Source organism: Shimia sp. NS0008-38b, assembly GCF_040370365.1.
In the GTDB taxonomy this organism is placed as follows: Bacteria; Pseudomonadota; Alphaproteobacteria; order Rhodobacterales; family Rhodobacteraceae; genus Shimia.
Genome location: NZ_BAABWQ010000001.1, coordinates 23,342 through 38,031, shown reverse-complemented (window position 1 = coordinate 38,031; position 14,690 = coordinate 23,342). Strand labels below are relative to the sequence as shown.

The window sequence follows — 14,690 nt, the reverse complement described above, 5'->3', positions numbered from 1 at the left end:
GCGTTGCCGGGCTAACATGGTTGAGAGGGCTTGAAGTAGTCATTCATGTTCCCCCAAGTCGCGCTTGTCGTATTGCGGTTTCAAAGATCGCAAACGGTAAGGTTACTTCGTCTTCGCCGCCATTGAAGGTCGCGTATACGCTCACTGTATCGCTGTCTGCGGAATACTCGAAACCCAGCACGTTGCTTTCATAGCTGGCGTTGTTTCCCGCTTTTCTTCCCTTCTCGAGCGCAGAAAGCACGGCACCATAGGACGTGCGCTCACTCGATAAGAGCTCCAAGTGCAGCCCCGAGAGCGTTGTATCTTGGCGGCGCACCATCAGTGCGCCACCCCAGCCGCAACGCTTTCGTCGATAAAGCGGCCTTCGATAAAGCGTTCCATGCCAAACTCAGCGGCCAGCGGGCCCGGTTCACCTTTGGCGATCAGCTCAGCGGTGGCCCAGCCGCCGCCCGGGATGGCTTTGAAACCGCCGGTGCCCCAGCCTGCGTTGATGAAACAGTTCCCGAGTGGCGTCTTGCCAATCACGGGAGAGCGGTCGCCGGTCACGTCCACGATGCCGCCCCATTGACGCAACATTTTGAGACGGCTGACCATCGGGAAGGTTTCGCACAGCGCGCGCACGGTTTCCTCGATGTGGTGGAAGCTGCCGCGTTGGGTGTAGTTGTTAAACCCGTCGGTGCCGCCACCAATCACCATCTCGCCCTTGTCGGACTGTGACATGTAGCCGTGCACGGTGTTGGCCATCACAACCACATCCATGCAGGGTTTGATCGGCTCAGATACAAGCGCCTGCAGCGCCACGCTTTCCATCGGCAATCGGAAGCCCGCCATATTGGCCAGATCGCCGGAATTGCCAGCCACAACAAGACCAAGTTTGTCGCACTCAATCGGGCCTTTGGTGGTGTCAACACCGGTGACGTTTCCACCTTCAGAGTGCACTCCAACCACTTCACACTTCTGGATAATATCCATTCCCATGTCAGAGCACGCCCGTGCATAGCCCCATGCCACGGCATCGTGACGACCAGTGCCGCCACGCTCCTGCCAAAGACCGCCCAGAACCGGATAGCGCGGCCCGTCGATGTTGATGATTGGCACCAGCTCTTTCACACGTTCAGGCCCGATGAACTCGGTGGACACGCCTTGCAAAGCATTGGCATGAGCCGTCCGCTGATAGCCGCGAATTTCGCTTTCGGTCTGCGCCAACATGATCACGCCACGCGGCGAGAACATGACGTTGTAGTTCAGATCCTGGCTCATCGTCTCATAAAGAGAGCGCGCCTTTTCATAAAGTGCGGCAGAGCTGTCTTGTAGGTAATTGGAACGGATGATCGTGGTGTTGCGCCCCGTATTGCCGCCGCCAAGCCAGCCTTTCTCGATGATCGCGACATTGGTGATGCCGAAATTCTTACCCAAATAGAAGGCAGTGGCGAGACCATGCCCCCCTGCTCCGACGATGATCACATCGTATTTCTTCTTCGGTTCCGGAGAGCGCCACGCGCGTTCCCAACCGGTGTGGAACCGGGCGGCTTCGCGGGCGATGGCAAAGGCTGAATATCTTCTCATGAGGCGTGATTCCGAATGGGAGGCAACTTCCGTCAGTTTATGAACTTTTTGTTGATACGCCCACCACGATTAAAGCGCCTATTTGCGTCCCGGTTGCGACATGAAGTGCCGTTCACGCGATTTTCGCTTTCAGAGCGCGGGTGGCATCACTACATGTAATCCAACTTTGTGGAGGTCTTATGATTTTCTGGATTACCGCTGGCGCCTTGGCGTTGGTCACCTCAGGTCTGTTTGCATTGGCATTGATCCGGCGCACAGCGGAAGACGAGCACCCGGCCGCCTATGACTTGCGCGTCTATCGCGACCAGCTCAAAGAGGTGGATCGCGACACAGCACGCGGCATCATCGGCGAAGCGGACGCAGATCGGATGCGGACGGAAATCTCGCGTCGTATTTTGACAGCAGATGCACAGATGCAAACCCATGATGCCTTTGCAGACACGGGCAAAGCCGGGGCGACCGCCATGGCACTTGGTTTGGGTGCTCTGGTTTTTGCAAGCAGCGCAGGGCTTTACCTTTGGCTGGGATCGCCCGGCTATCGGGACATGCCGTTGGAGCTGCGGCTGGAGCAGGTTACCGAAGATATGCAAAACCGCCCAAGTCAGGCGGAGATGGAAGCCCGTGTGCCTGCGGTGGCGCCGGTCACACCCGAAGCCGAATTTGCGGAACTGATGGAGAAGTTGCGTGCGGCGGTGTCGGAGAATCCTGAGGATCTTCGAGGACAGATGCTTTTGGCACGCAACGAGGCCAATCTGGGCAATCTAAACGCTGCCTATACTGCGCAAGAGACTGTGATTGCGCTTAAAGGGGATGAGGTCACAGCTGGCGACTACATTCTTCATGCCAACTTGCTGATTGCGGCGGCTCAGGATTACGTGTCCCCCGAAGCAGAGGTGAGTTTACGTGCAGGTCTGGAGATTGATCCGCTCAACAATCTTGGTCGGTATTATTTCGGTTTGATGATGTGGCAAGGTGGACGTCCTGATGTGGCGTATCGTATCTGGGATCGTGTGCTGCGGCAAAGCCCGGCGGATGCTCCTTGGGTGCCCTCGATCCGCGCCACAATCACCGAACTCGCTTGGTACGCCGGCATTGACTACAAGATGCCAGCCGCCGCACCCGATCATTCCGAAGGGCTGTCAGGCCCAACGTCAGAGGATATTGAGGCCGCTCAGGAACTGACTGCTGAAGACCGCCAGGAAATGATCGCAGGTATGGTGGCTCAACTGTCTGATCGGTTGGCCACCGAGGGAGGCACACCGCAGGAATGGGCGCGCCTGATTGCAGCGTATGGCGTGTTGGGAGACACCGACCGTGCCAGCGCGATCTGGGAAGAGGCCAAAGATGTATTTGCCGCGGTTCCTGACGCACTTGAGATTGTGCGCGCGGGAGCCGAGCGCGCGGGAGTTCTGCAATGAGCGAAATCTACCAAAGTATTGAAGAGCTTGCCCCAAACTTGCCCCCCATGCAGGCCATGATGGGTCTGGATTTAGGGACCAAGACCATAGGGGTGGCTGTCAGCGATGGCCTCCGGTCTGTGGCAACTCCAATTGAGACCGTGAAGCGCAAGAAATTTGGTCTGGATGCGCAGCGTCTGATCGAGATTGCCAAGAATCGCAGCATTTGCGGAATAATCCTTGGCTTGCCGATGAACATGGACGGCAGCGAAGGCCCCCGTGCACAGTCCACCCGCGCGTTTGCACGCAATCTGTCTGCTTTGGTAGATGTCCCAATTGGGTTTTGGGATGAGCGCTTGTCCACTGTTGCGGCGGAACGCGCGCTCTTGGAGGCGGATACGTCACGTAAACGTCGCTCAGAGGTGATCGACCACGTGGCTGCATCGTATATCTTACAGGGGGTTCTGGACCGTCTGAACCATATGGGGAGCGCGTCAAAGTGAGCAAAGACACTGTTTGGAAACGCAATGAGGTGGAAAGCCCATGCATTCAAATCTGCGTTGTGCATCCTGAGGAGCGCATTTGCACCGGCTGTCTGCGCACGATTGATGAGATCACCGGGTGGAGTAAGATGACGCCGGAACAGCGCAGCGCGATCATGGAAGAGTTGCCAAATCGCGCGCCAAAACTGCAAAAGCGTCGTGGGGGACGAAACGCGCGGTTGAAACGCTGACAACCGCGCGCATTTTTGCTGTTTAGGTGGTCACCACAGGTGTTGGTGTCACGGATGCTGCCACCTGGGCGCTTTCTACGATTGCAACATCGCCGACAGCCAACCCGGCCGCTTCGACCTCTGCCACCGCCTGACCATCTATACTGATTGTGACCCAGTCACCTCCGAGATCCGCAGAGGCCGCTACAGTAACGGTACCACCAGCTTCACCTTCGGGAACGAGGATCACCAACTCGTCTTCAGCCGTATCAAAGGCTTCGACCTGCGGTACATTGTCAGGATCGACCCATTGACCGGTCTGGAACACATCTGCGCCTGCGCCGCCATTGGCGAGATCACCTGAGCCCATAAGGATCGTGTCATCACCTTCGCCCCCCATCAGGGTGTCGGCATCAAGAAGATCAGACGGGCCAATCAAGCCGTCGTCGCTGTCATCCTCAACACCCATGAGCAGGTCATCGCCACGACCGCCATCAATACTATCACTGCCAGTTCCGCCAATGAGTGTGTCTGCACCCCGACCACCCAGCAGCGTGTCGTCACCCTCGTCACCGGTCAGGCTGTCATCGCTGGTCGCGCCAGAAAGATGGTCATCCCCTTCGCCACCCATCAACGTGTCATCACTGTTGCCACCCCAAAGCGAATCCGCGCCAAGGCCGCCGATCAGCGTATCGTTGCCGTCATCACCACTGAGTGTGTCATCGCCATCGCCACCGTCCAGAGAGTCAAATCCATCGCCCCCCATCAACGTGTCGCTGCCTTCGCCACCTGACATTGTGTCAGCGCCAAGGTTGCCTTCAAGCAGGTCCGCACCAATACCGCCGTCCAAAATATCGTCGCCCCAGCCCCCAAGCAGTGTGTCATCGCCTTCGTCGCCGGCGAGAGTGTCATCACTTGTGCCGCCCCACATCTGGTCGTCGCCCATGCCCCCGGAAAGCTCATCGTCTCCGTTGCCTCCAGACAAACGATCTTCGCCTTCGCCACCAGACAATGTGTCGTCCTGATCACCACCCAGAATGGTGTCGTTACCCGCATTGCCAACCAGGGTATCTTCGCCGCCTTCACCGGTAATACGATCGTCGGCTTCGCTGCCTTCTATGGAATTGTTGAGGCCATCCCCCAACAGTGACGTGTCAACAACGGGATCGTCGTCGCGCGTTTCCGGTGTGTCGCCACCGGTATCGCTGTCGCTGTCATTATCATCGTCAATCAGAAGAGCGACGCCGCCAAGCGCCACAAGGCCCAGAAGAATAAAAAGTTGCATAGCGGAATCACACCCCAGAAATTTCACTTAGACATTTATCCGCAGAAGGTAGACTCAATTTTAAATAAAACAAAGACAAACACCTAGATGTGTAGCGCTGCGAAACAAACTGCTTCGTGGGCACGGGATTGTTGATCAATTCAAGCTAATTTGGTCAATTTGGCATCGCCCAAGCAGACACGCCTTCGGCCAGACAAGGACGCAGATAAGCAATGGCGCGGTGCTCACTGGGTGACTCGCCCACCCCTGGCTCCCAGGTGGCCACACCGTGAAGAGTTTGGCGATGCAGCAATACCGCTTCGCCCGGTTGCGCCAACACCGGGACTCTTTGACAGGTTTCAAAGATCTGCTTGCGCGCCGTCAGGTAGACATCTTTCAGATCGACAGAATTCCAGCATTTCTCTGGGTGTTTCTGAAGTGCGGCCCGGAACACGCGACCCAAGATCATGTGGCTTCCCTCCCAAACAACCAAAGGAGCCTGCTCCTTGGTGTTGTGGGTCAACGGAATCCCCATGATCCACGCGTGTGGTTCCTCAACGCGCCGGCCACCGTCGTCGCCCCTATGCAGACCATCCACATGGGCCGCATCTCGGGTTTGGCGAAACCGAAATGCCGCGGGAGTTTCCCCGTCCCGGGGCTTGGGGTATCCTGGACAAACAACAGACAACTGCGCAGGGTGCAAATCCGGCATTGGCCCAAAGTTTCGAGTGACAGAGTCCTGTAGACTGATTGGAAATCTGGGCCCCTGCGCAAAGGACCCTGACGCGTCATTGGGCAGCGCATCCACACCCACAAACCAAGTGTTCTCACAGGCCCACCAATGCGCCAAATCTGGTGCCTGCATCGCCTTTTGCCCCAACTGCCACGCATGAAGTGCCCAGCGTCTGACCTCCTCATCAAAGGAGAGTTTGGTCCATCCAAGGTCGCCAAGCGTCCCTACCATCCAAAGGCTTTGCGCAGCATGTTCAGAGCGACAAGTGTCAAAAACACTGCAAACACGCGTTTGAGCGGCTTGGGGTCCATAGCATGGGCCAGCTTCACCCCAAGAGGTGTGGTCAAAAGCGTCATGGCAATCGTGATAAAGAACGCAACCAAATTGACGGCGCCAACCGTGTAAGGCGGTCGGTGTGCTGGATCGATGTCCATAATCAGAAATCCCGCAACTGCTGGGATCGCAATGGTCACTCCAAATCCAGCCGCAGTCGCCACTGCTCGGTGAATGGGCGTATTGAACAAAGTCATCAGCGGCACGCCAAAACTCCCGCCACCAATGCCCATCAAAACGGACAAAAACCCCATAGCCGGACTGAGGCACAACCGGCCGGCTCCAGTCGGCATGTTTTGTCCCAACCGCCAATGCGCCTTGCCCAGCCCCATATAAGCGCCGATCACTAGGGCGAGGCCGCCAAAGACGATCTGCAAAGTCACAGAGCGCATGTTTGCAGCCACCATCACCCCAACAATTGCACCGACCACAATGCCCGGTGCCCAACCGCGTAAAATGTTCCAGTCAACGGCACCCTTTTTGTGGTGGCTGGCCACAGAGCGCAAAGACGTGACGATGATCGTGGCCAAAGATGTGGCCAAACAGATCTGCATCAACTGCGGACCATCATATCCAAGACTTTGAAATGCATAGAAGAACGCAGGCACAAGAACGATGCCACCGCCAACCCCCAAGAGGCCTGCCAGCACTCCGGCCAAAGCGCCGATCCCCAACAAAAGCACAAGCATCTGCAGCAACAGCGCGGGATCATGAGTCATAGGTTAGCTCCAAGGGTAAACTGGTCGTGCGCAAGGTAGAACCCAATTTGGGGAAGCCTGCAAGCCAGTGCGCCGCCACGTTGTCTGATCAGGCGGCGGTTTGAGAAACATGGGCCAAAGCGGACAGAACCGTGTCTGTGTTCGCAGCGCTGCTTGAGGCGTTTTCTGACAAATACCGCCGCCATGCCCGTGCACCAGGCCGACCTGCAAACAGGCCCAACATGTGACGGCTGATTTGATGCAGTTTGCCGCCCCCGGAGAGGTGCGATTCGATGTAAGGCAACATGGCGTGTACAACGGCCACCGGATCACTGTCCTGACCGGTTCCAAAAATCCGCCGATCCGCAGCGCAAAGCACATCACTTGGGTTGTGATAAGCCGCACGACCAATCATCACCCCATCCAGTCCTTCAGCCAAATGTTTCTCTGCTTGATCAAGCGTTTCCACTCCGCCGTTGAGGGACAAATGCAGCTCCGGAAAGCGGCGTTTCATTTGATAGACCAAAGCATAGTCCAACGGAGGGATGTGCCTGTTTTCTTTTGGACTAAGCCCTTTGAGCCACGCCTTACGGGCATGTATCGAAATTCTTGTCACGCCCGCCTGCGCCATCGTTTCCAAGAAATGGGGCAAGACCTCTTTCGGCTCCTGATCATCCACGCCAATGCGACATTTGACAGTGACGGGGACAGACACTTTATCCTGCATGGACTTTACGCACTCCGCGACCACACCCGGCGTGCGCATCAATACGGCCCCAAATGTGCCGGACTGCACACGATCACTTGGGCAACCGCAGTTGAGGTTGATCTCGTCATAACCGCGCTCTTCCGCCAGCTTGGCGGCCTGTGACAACTCCGCAGGGTCAGATCCGCCCAATTGCAGGGCAACGGGATGCTCTTGAGCGCTGAAATCCAGCAGATGCACCGCTCCCCCACGCACCAACGCCGGCGCTGTCACCATCTCCGTGTACAGCAGCGACTGTGCGGACAACAAACGGTGCAGGTAGCGACAATGCCGATCCGTCCAATCCATCATGGGCGCCACACTTAGTCGTGCGGCATGAGCCACTTGGTCAACCTTGGCAGGGCACGGAGAGCTTTGCATTGTTAAAACTTTCAATCGCTGCGCAGCTCGTCAAACCGCGCAAAGGAGGCCATGCTGATAGCAAAAACCAACTGGGCAAACAATGGTTCACAAACGTGACGCTTCAGGCACCCAAAGACAGCTTCTTCTCTTTTCCATGCAGCCGATATTTAACATTCCAAAGCTTAGAACCGGCAGGCGTTACGAGAAGATAAAGCCCCTCAAAGTCCGAAACCTTATATGGCTCGTCTCTGGTATTTGAGATTTCGAATCTGAACATCGCTCAACGGCATCTGGGGGCCTCGCCTGTTCATCAGAGTCGCGAAGCCCCCAAAAAGCCCCCCCAATCTGGGGGAATCCCACCAAACGCCATAGGACCGCATTGGACAACGAACATAACCAAAACCCATACATCACAGGGACTTATGGATGTCTCTGGACTTCAGTGAATTGGAAAGTGGTGCCCCCACACGGACTCGAACCGCGGACCTACTGATTACAAACCGCGTTTGGGCCATTTCTCTATATTTCTCCGAATTACGCTCATCAAACAAAAACAACATGCAATCAATGATTTAGATTGATTTCATCTACGCCTCAGTTTCATCAATGACGCCAAGTTTTGCTGTCTGTTGCTTCCGTATTGCTTCCGGCAGAGACACCGGAAACCAAACTTTGCATCGACAAGGGGCGCAAAATGAAACTGACCAAACGAGCCGTTGAAGCGCTGGAACTCAAAGACAAGGATTATTTAGTCTGGGACAGTGACGTCGGTGGATTTGGATTGCGTGTCTACCCTTCAGGCAAAAAGAACTACCTGATCCAATATCGGAACGGAAAAAGGACACGACGCTACACCATTGGTTCCCACGGTGTGCTAACAGCTGACGAAGCCCGCCAAGAGGCCAAGCGGCTTCTTGGGGACGTTGCCAAAGGCGAAGACCCCTCAGGCAATCGCCAAGCCCGCAGGCAGGCCCCTACCGTTGCTATGCTCTGTGAACGGTTCCTAACGGATTACGCAGAGCGTCATTGCAAGCCTTCAACCGTTCGAGACTACGCCAGCAACGCACGGCGCTTCGTGGTACCGGCATTCGGTCCGATGCTTATCAATGATGTCACCCGCGCCGACGTCGCGGCCTTGCATCTCAAGATCAGCGAGAAAACACCCTACCAAGCCAATCGAGTTCTGGGTTTGATTTCTAAGATGTTCAACACGGCAGAAGATTGGGGCTTGCGGACCGAAGGCACCAACCCCGCAAGACGGGTCAAAAAGAACCGTGAAGAAGAAAAGAAACGCTATCTGAGAGAGGAAGAGCAGTCACGGTTAGGTGGTGTTCTTATGCGGTCACTAGAGGACGGTTCCGAAACGGTTCACATCGTGTCTGCAATCATGCTCCTGATGTTGACTGGCTGTCGTATGAGCGAAATCACAACGCTCAAATGGGACTATGTCACGTACACCCACCTCGAACTGCCAGACAGCAAAACCGGACGGCGGCGCATCCCCCTGCCGCGCGAAGCCTACGACATCTTAATGGGGCTGCCGCGCATTCAAGGAAACCCCTACGTGATTTTGGGAAACACCGAAGATGGACACCTGACCGACCTCGAAAAGCCGTGGCGACGCATCCGCAAGCGCGCTGGCCTCGAAGATGTCCGATTGCATGACCTGCGGCATACCTACGCCTCAGTCGCGGTTATGAGTGGTATCGACCCGTTCATGCTCAAGGAGATCATGGGGCATAAAAACCTGAGCACGACCTTGCGCTACTCGCATTTGGCTGATGATGCCGTGCAACGCGCTGCGGGTTCGGTGGCGTCACGGTTAGCAGGTGCAATCAACCGCCGGAGACCAGACACAGAAACCCAGTATTTGCGCGTCGTCTCGTAGCGGCTGGCAACAGCTCACTCCTTCCAAGAGATACCGCGGACCGGACCGGTAGGACAACGGTTAGTCAATGTACCATTAGGTGAACTCCGATGTGGCTTCACAACCTTTACCCGCTTACCTAGACAGGCACAAAGTGGTATTCCCCTCGGGAAAGTAGAGCAGTCGCAGCAATGAAATGGGGTAATCAGGAATGCAGTTTGATCTAGAGCAGCGGTTGCACCTGTTGGCAGCTTTCGATCAAATTGGACGGGCGCGGTATCTGGACGTTTGGAAAGGCACCGAGGCGTGGGCGCGGCCAGCTCCAAGTTCAGCGGTAGAGACAAGGGCAACCAACGAAGCGCTGAAAACGGAACTGCAAAAGGTTATCCGCAAGATAGCAACGCGCTGCGATCTGTTCGACGAAGCGGAAACGCAAGAGGAAAGAGACGGCTATAGCGCTCAATTGTCCGACCTCTACAGCGAACGGTCGGACCTCAACAAACGCATTCAAGAATTGCCTGACATAACCGACAGCCAGATTGAAGACGCTGAGGAATTCGACCGTCGCTCAACAGTAGAACAGGAATTGCGCGAGGCGTTCGCCCGAAGCGACTTGTTGCTCTACCACGGCTACAACGCCATCGCGCAATGGAACACCTATTGCGAAACCGGACAATTCGAAATCCGCTTTGACCTTTCGCAAGTAACCGTGCCCGAACAGTACACAAATACGCCAGTACAACCCGCATTCGTAGACCGCACCGCTTTTAAAGCGTGGTTGCGCGGACGGTATAAGGACACTTTGTCAGACCCAGAACGTTTGACTGACGAGGCCCGACTGGCACATTGGCTCAAAGATCAATTCGCCAAGGATGGGCAGCACCGGCTTGGAAAAGATAATTTCAGAACGATGGCTTCACGTGAACTGGGGATCACTGGTGTACGCCTGTTTGATCGCGTTTGGGGCAACGAGGCCCCCGACAGTCGCAAGTCATCTGGACGCAAACGCGAACGCCAAAATTAATCGGCACACCACCCGTTCCAATTAGAAATTACACATTCAAAACATCCATCAAACAATTGATTTAAAATCATAAAAAATAATTTTGCAGGTGTTCCGATTAAAGAAAATCGTGACGTCTATTTCGGGTTGCCACGCTCCACTAACCTATTGTCACACGCAGTTACACTGCACACTGACAATGCTTAGAGGACGATACCATGACCACGACACAAAGCGCATTCAGCGCAGACCCTAACCGCCTGATGGACGAACGCGAGGCCGCAAGCCTGATCTGCTACTCTGTTCGGGCTTTGCAGAATTGGCGGCACCGTGGTGGCGGCCCAAAGTTCATTCGCGTTTCGGCCCGATCCATTCGCTACACCTACGGTGACGTGATGGAGTGGATCGACCAACGCCGCGTGGCCAACACTTCGCAAACACCGAGCTAGTCTAAACAGTTTTGCCCGCGCTGGGGTTGGCAGCGCCGCGCGGGATTTTGGGGCCGGACGGTCCTTGAGGGGCGTGGGCAAAACGGTCCCCCGCCCCTCTCTATTTGCCAATTTGTAAATCTAAAGGAGACCACCATGGCAAACACGCCAGCACAAAAATTCAAAATTGGCCTCGTGACGGCCACCATCTGGGACAACGACGGGTTCTACTCAATCGACCTATCCCGCGCCTACAAGACGGACACAGGCGACTGGAAGAACACCAACAGCTTCCATCATTCCGACCTGCTTAATCTCTCAAAATGTGCGGAACGCGCCGAAATCTGGATCGGTCGCCAATTGACAGCAAGATGACCAGCAGCCGGAGCGCCCGCTCCGGCCCCAAAACACATGCTGCCCCGCCGGAGGCAGCAAGGGGCAAGGCCCCGCAGCTTTTCAACATCAACACTACAACGCGGCACCCGCCGAAAAAGGGGGGTGATTGTAGCACCCCCCTCTGGAAATACAGAAAACACAAAGGACAACCTAAAATGCACATCGTTCATCAAGGCTTCGACACAATCGCCCTTTCTGTACAAGCCAATATTTCACAAGACCTGTTTGACGCGCTGGACGCGGAGCGTGAGACCGCCGAAGAAAACCGTGCCCCTACCCCGTTTAGCTATGGCGGCGCAGAATTTGACCTCCTGCCTCACGGCGGCAACGGGTATCGCTTCATTCTCAAAGGAGGACCGCTGGACGTCACGTGGTTCTTTAAAAAGCCCAATGCCCGCGACCCGTGGGGCATTCGCATATCGGTAGGCTCAACCCTGCTGGCAACCCAAGGCCTAGGCTATGCCCGCGCCTACATCGACAAGACGCTTGAGCGGCTGGGAGTTCGCTATGGCAATCATCAAGTTAGCATTGCCCGTGTCGATTTCTGCGTGGATGTGCTAGCCCCTGATTTCGAACTGAACCCAGAAAACTTCGTGATCCACAGCCACAGCAATCGTGGGGATTACCTCACCCAAGAAGACGACCGCCGCAGCAACGGCAAGTCTGGCCGCTTCACGTCTGTAACAGTTGGCAAAATGCCGGGCCGACAGGTAATCATCTATGACAAGCGGCGGGAGGTCATCGACAAGAAAAAGCCGATCTGGTGGGACATTTGGAACGCCAACCTTAAGCGTGACAACCTGCCCTCTCTGGACGCCTCAGACGCCACGACAAGCCGTGTCTGGCGCATCGAGGTACGTGTGGGCAAAAACGTCCTAAAAGACCGCTGGCAGGTCCGCACATGGGCGCAACTTGACGCCATGTTTGGCGACATCGCAGCGGAAGCCTTTGAAAAGGTCCGTTACTGCGAACCTTCAGCCGATTGTAACCGCGCCCGCTGGCCCAATCACGAAATTTGGGACTTGGTAGCCGTCACAACAGACGACGATCTCATGGAGATGCGCAGCTTTGTTGATCCGACAGGCATTAAAGAGGTTCACCGCAACGAACACATCCGCCTGATACTCGCGCAGGTGGTCGGCAACGCCACCACTCTCGCCGCGCTGGAAGGCGTCAGCGAGATTGAGTTGGTCGACTACATGGAACAAGTCGGCGCGCGTCTGGCAACCGTAGTGGAAGATGATCCTGAGCGGGCGGCAAAAAAGCTGGATGAAGCAAAGAGCCGATATCGATTTACCGCATAGGCTAGCTTCGCGGTTTCGATCCATAAACAAGCTAGCTCCAAACTCAACTTATAGTATAAGACATCGAAGAACATAGACATTTGGCCATTTGAGACAACAACTTGCCATACCCCGAAATCATAGACTTTGCGGAACGCTTCCAAACAACTTTGGTTGGCATTGTAGGTTTTGTTGGCGTGATATGGACACTCCACGCCAACGCGCGGCACTCAAGAAATGAGCATAAGAGACAGCTAACTGCTAGGAAAGAATCTCTAAGGCGCATTCTCGCGGCCGAGTTCAGAAACTACGCTGACGCATTGAAGAAAAACGCTACGGTGGGCTCTCCAGACTGGGAAACATTTTCCGTTGGGCGGATGCCACGTCTTTTGTCTGAGCCGATGTTGGCTGACCTCGGACTTCTCGATTTGCACGAAGTCGATATTGTCGTGAACGCTCTAATTAGTTTGGACGGGTTGACGCACTATCTCGAAAACTTGGCAGAGCAAAGCTCGGAAACCCAGTTTCTCATTCCAAGCAGTGCATGGGAAGGATTTGTTGAGGCAAATGCGACGACAGCAGAAGCTCTTGGGTACGCAATCGAAGTTCTTGAACTTTCCGGGCATGTTTGAAGCTTCTGAGTAGGGTTCGTCCGATTTGGCATTCGGCAAGGGCCGCTACCAGCCCGCAGCCGACAATTGAATTGTAGAGCGTTTGGCGGTTCTGCGGAGGCAAAGCGGACTTTTGCCGAGCTGACGGGTCATGTAGCGTGGGCAGCAAACAACAGGAGCAATGCATTGAGCAAAATGAAGGATCAGGCAATAGATGACGGTTTTTTCGTAACGCAATCGTTTGAATCACAAGTTTGGTTTCAGTGCCCAAAGTGCGAAGCGGACGTGCATATCACGGTCAGTGTTCCGGAACCGGACTATTCCGGCGATAAAGCATCGGATATGGTTTCAGACGGGGAAGTGGAGTTGCCCTGTGAAGCATGTAACACGGTTTTTGACGGTTACGCATATGCTGGCCCGAGCCATTGCGACATTGAAATTCCTAGTTATCCCGAAACTGCTGTCCACGCAGACATGCCATCATATTCACCGCCATCTGATATGGATGACTGGGAAAGTTATGTCATTCCGGAAAATCCCTATGAGATCTTTAGGTCCACGATTGGGCCACTCGGGAGCATTTTGGAAGACCATGTGAACGATCATGCTAAAGGGCTTCTTATTCGGATGGTCTTTTCACAGGCAATTACAGCCTTCGAAGCATACTTTTGTGACACCCTAATAAAAAACGTTACAGCGTCGAAGAAAGCTATGCAGTTACTGCTCAAAAAAGATGGGGCGCTATCGCAAGCTAAGTTTTTGCTGACTGATGTACTAGCAAACCCAGAAATTGTTAGAGAGGAAATTCAAAAGAGTCTTCGTAACCGACTTTATCACAAGATCGATGAAGTGGCGCGTCTCTACGACAACGCCCTCGAGGTTTCCATCAAACCAAGTAAGGCAGATTTGGAACGTCTCAAGACCGACATTGGTTATCGGCACGACTGTGTCCATAGAAATGGTGTAGACAAAGAGGGCAAAAAGCTGACCGTTCTAACTAAAGACTATGTTTCGGAAACAATTGAAGTCGTGAAGCGATTTGTGGAGCATACGGAAGAACAGGTTCATGGTTACCTAATTGAGTTCTAGCCAAAGCAAGGGGCCACGAAAGGCATCGCAAACAATCGATTTCGTGATTGGTTAAGTCGCACTGATACGGCACCCCGCCCCAATCCAATCTCGACGTTTGACCGTTACTCAGACTTTGCAAAGTCTCCTTCCTCCGCATAGATGTCGTTGTTGCAAAACTCGTCTAACGTCGGCCACCAGCCCTGAGCGGCCATTTGTTCTT

General features: G+C 54.7%; 17 protein-coding genes. 10 read left to right on the top strand and 7 right to left on the bottom strand.

All coding sequences use genetic code 11. The features are described 5' to 3' along the window. Nucleotides 1-43: 43 nt before the first annotated feature. Both ABWV47_RS00205 and ABWV47_RS00200 read right to left on the bottom strand, forming a co-directional pair. Entirely contained in the window at nt 44-319 is a 276-nt protein-coding gene (locus tag ABWV47_RS00205; RefSeq protein ID WP_353307810.1) for a hypothetical protein, read from the bottom strand. Beyond that, the gene (locus ABWV47_RS00200) at nt 319-1,566 is read right to left on the bottom strand and encodes a sarcosine oxidase subunit beta family protein (RefSeq protein ID WP_353307809.1); all 1,248 of its coding nucleotides are present in this window, start codon (nt 1,564-1,566) and stop codon (nt 319-321) included. The genes ABWV47_RS00205 and ABWV47_RS00200 overlap by 1 nt, the downstream gene beginning before the upstream one ends. 179 nt (nt 1,567-1,745) lie before the next feature. Between ABWV47_RS00200 and ccmI the strand changes: the two genes are divergently transcribed. From ccmI to ABWV47_RS00185, 3 genes are read left to right on the top strand one after another with little or no spacing between them, the layout of a single operon-like run. Then, on the top strand, nt 1,746-2,984 hold the full coding sequence (gene ccmI, locus ABWV47_RS00195) for a c-type cytochrome biogenesis protein CcmI (RefSeq protein ID WP_353307808.1): 1,239 nt from the start codon (nt 1,746-1,748) through the stop codon (nt 2,982-2,984). After that, entirely contained in the window at nt 2,981-3,466 is a 486-nt protein-coding gene (gene ruvX / locus ABWV47_RS00190; protein ID WP_353307807.1) for a Holliday junction resolvase RuvX, read from the top strand. The genes ccmI and ruvX overlap by 4 nt, the downstream gene beginning before the upstream one ends. Beyond that, the gene (locus ABWV47_RS00185) at nt 3,463-3,696 is read left to right on the top strand and encodes a DUF1289 domain-containing protein (RefSeq protein ID WP_353307806.1); all 234 of its coding nucleotides are present in this window, start codon (nt 3,463-3,465) and stop codon (nt 3,694-3,696) included. Before ruvX ends, ABWV47_RS00185 begins: the two co-directional genes overlap by 4 nt. Before the next feature lie 22 nt (nt 3,697-3,718). Here ABWV47_RS00185 and ABWV47_RS00180 read toward each other — a convergent pair whose 3' ends face one another. From ABWV47_RS00180 to ABWV47_RS00160, 5 genes are all read right to left on the bottom strand, one after another. Beyond that, the gene (locus tag ABWV47_RS00180) at nt 3,719-4,960 is read right to left on the bottom strand and encodes a calcium-binding protein (RefSeq protein ID WP_353307805.1); all 1,242 of its coding nucleotides are present in this window, start codon (nt 4,958-4,960) and stop codon (nt 3,719-3,721) included. A 154-nt stretch (nt 4,961-5,114) separates the two neighbouring features. After that, nucleotides 5,115-5,903, bottom strand: coding sequence for a phytanoyl-CoA dioxygenase family protein (locus ABWV47_RS00175; protein ID WP_353307803.1), 789 nt, complete (start codon nt 5,901-5,903; stop codon nt 5,115-5,117). Further along, the gene (locus ABWV47_RS00170) at nt 5,897-6,724 is read right to left on the bottom strand and encodes a sulfite exporter TauE/SafE family protein (RefSeq protein WP_353307802.1); all 828 of its coding nucleotides are present in this window, start codon (nt 6,722-6,724) and stop codon (nt 5,897-5,899) included. The genes ABWV47_RS00175 and ABWV47_RS00170 overlap by 7 nt, the downstream gene beginning before the upstream one ends. Before the next feature lie 88 nt (nt 6,725-6,812). Next, complete coding sequence (gene dusA / locus ABWV47_RS00165) at nt 6,813-7,829, bottom strand: tRNA dihydrouridine(20/20a) synthase DusA (protein WP_353307801.1); 1,017 nt, start codon at nt 7,827-7,829, stop codon at nt 6,813-6,815. A gap of 103 nt (nt 7,830-7,932) precedes the next feature. Continuing rightward, nucleotides 7,933-8,088: an Arm DNA-binding domain-containing protein gene (locus tag ABWV47_RS00160; protein WP_353307800.1), complete on the bottom strand. Its 156-nt coding sequence runs from the start codon at nt 8,086-8,088 to the stop codon at nt 7,933-7,935. Nucleotides 8,089-8,505: 417 nt separating this feature from the next. Between ABWV47_RS00160 and ABWV47_RS00155 the strand changes: the two genes are divergently transcribed. The 7 genes from ABWV47_RS00155 to ABWV47_RS00125 all read left to right on the top strand — a co-directional run bounded on the left by ABWV47_RS00155 (nt 8,506) and on the right by ABWV47_RS00125 (nt 14,488). Beyond that, entirely contained in the window at nt 8,506-9,699 is a 1,194-nt protein-coding gene (locus ABWV47_RS00155) for a tyrosine-type recombinase/integrase (protein ID WP_353307799.1), read from the top strand. Nucleotides 9,700-9,889: 190 nt separating this feature from the next. Then, the gene (locus ABWV47_RS00150; RefSeq protein WP_353307798.1) at nt 9,890-10,702 is read left to right on the top strand and encodes a hypothetical protein; all 813 of its coding nucleotides are present in this window, start codon (nt 9,890-9,892) and stop codon (nt 10,700-10,702) included. 197 nt (nt 10,703-10,899) lie between these two features. Beyond that, entirely contained in the window at nt 10,900-11,130 is a 231-nt protein-coding gene (locus ABWV47_RS00145) for a helix-turn-helix transcriptional regulator (RefSeq protein WP_353307797.1), read from the top strand. A gap of 135 nt (nt 11,131-11,265) precedes the next feature. Beyond that, complete coding sequence (locus ABWV47_RS00140; protein ID WP_353307796.1) at nt 11,266-11,484, top strand: hypothetical protein; 219 nt, start codon at nt 11,266-11,268, stop codon at nt 11,482-11,484. 176 nt (nt 11,485-11,660) lie between these two features. After that, a complete protein-coding gene (locus ABWV47_RS00135) occupies nt 11,661-12,809 on the top strand; it encodes a hypothetical protein (protein WP_353307795.1) in 1,149 nt (382 codons plus the stop codon). Between the two features lie 356 nt (nt 12,810-13,165). After that, a complete protein-coding gene (locus tag ABWV47_RS00130) occupies nt 13,166-13,420 on the top strand; it encodes a hypothetical protein (RefSeq protein ID WP_353307794.1) in 255 nt (84 codons plus the stop codon). Between the two features lie 165 nt (nt 13,421-13,585). Next, on the top strand, nt 13,586-14,488 hold the full coding sequence (locus ABWV47_RS00125; protein ID WP_353307793.1) for a hypothetical protein: 903 nt from the start codon (nt 13,586-13,588) through the stop codon (nt 14,486-14,488). The last annotated feature ends 202 nt before the right edge of the window (nt 14,489-14,690 follow it).

Coding starts and splice junctions, on each gene's coding strand:
- ABWV47_RS00205 (WP_353307810.1), bottom strand. CDS start 319: ATGGTGCGCCGCCAAGATACAACGCTCTCGGGGCTGCACTTGGAGCTC.
- ABWV47_RS00200 (WP_353307809.1), bottom strand. CDS start 1,566: ATGAGAAGATATTCAGCCTTTGCCATCGCCCGCGAAGCCGCCCGGTTC.
- ccmI (WP_353307808.1), top strand. CDS start 1,746: ATGATTTTCTGGATTACCGCTGGCGCCTTGGCGTTGGTCACCTCAGGT.
- ruvX (WP_353307807.1), top strand. CDS start 2,981: ATGAGCGAAATCTACCAAAGTATTGAAGAGCTTGCCCCAAACTTGCCC.
- ABWV47_RS00180 (WP_353307805.1), bottom strand. CDS start 4,960: ATGCAACTTTTTATTCTTCTGGGCCTTGTGGCGCTTGGCGGCGTCGCT.
- ABWV47_RS00175 (WP_353307803.1), bottom strand. CDS start 5,903: ATGGTAGGGACGCTTGGCGACCTTGGATGGACCAAACTCTCCTTTGAT.
- ABWV47_RS00170 (WP_353307802.1), bottom strand. CDS start 6,724: ATGACTCATGATCCCGCGCTGTTGCTGCAGATGCTTGTGCTTTTGTTG.
- dusA (WP_353307801.1), bottom strand. CDS start 7,829: ATGCAAAGCTCTCCGTGCCCTGCCAAGGTTGACCAAGTGGCTCATGCC.
- ABWV47_RS00160 (WP_353307800.1), bottom strand. CDS start 8,088: ATGTTCAGATTCGAAATCTCAAATACCAGAGACGAGCCATATAAGGTT.
- ABWV47_RS00155 (WP_353307799.1), top strand. CDS start 8,506: ATGAAACTGACCAAACGAGCCGTTGAAGCGCTGGAACTCAAAGACAAG.
- ABWV47_RS00150 (WP_353307798.1), top strand. CDS start 9,890: ATGCAGTTTGATCTAGAGCAGCGGTTGCACCTGTTGGCAGCTTTCGAT.
- ABWV47_RS00145 (WP_353307797.1), top strand. CDS start 10,900: ATGACCACGACACAAAGCGCATTCAGCGCAGACCCTAACCGCCTGATG.
- ABWV47_RS00140 (WP_353307796.1), top strand. CDS start 11,266: ATGGCAAACACGCCAGCACAAAAATTCAAAATTGGCCTCGTGACGGCC.
- ABWV47_RS00135 (WP_353307795.1), top strand. CDS start 11,661: ATGCACATCGTTCATCAAGGCTTCGACACAATCGCCCTTTCTGTACAA.
- ABWV47_RS00130 (WP_353307794.1), top strand. CDS start 13,166: ATGCCACGTCTTTTGTCTGAGCCGATGTTGGCTGACCTCGGACTTCTC.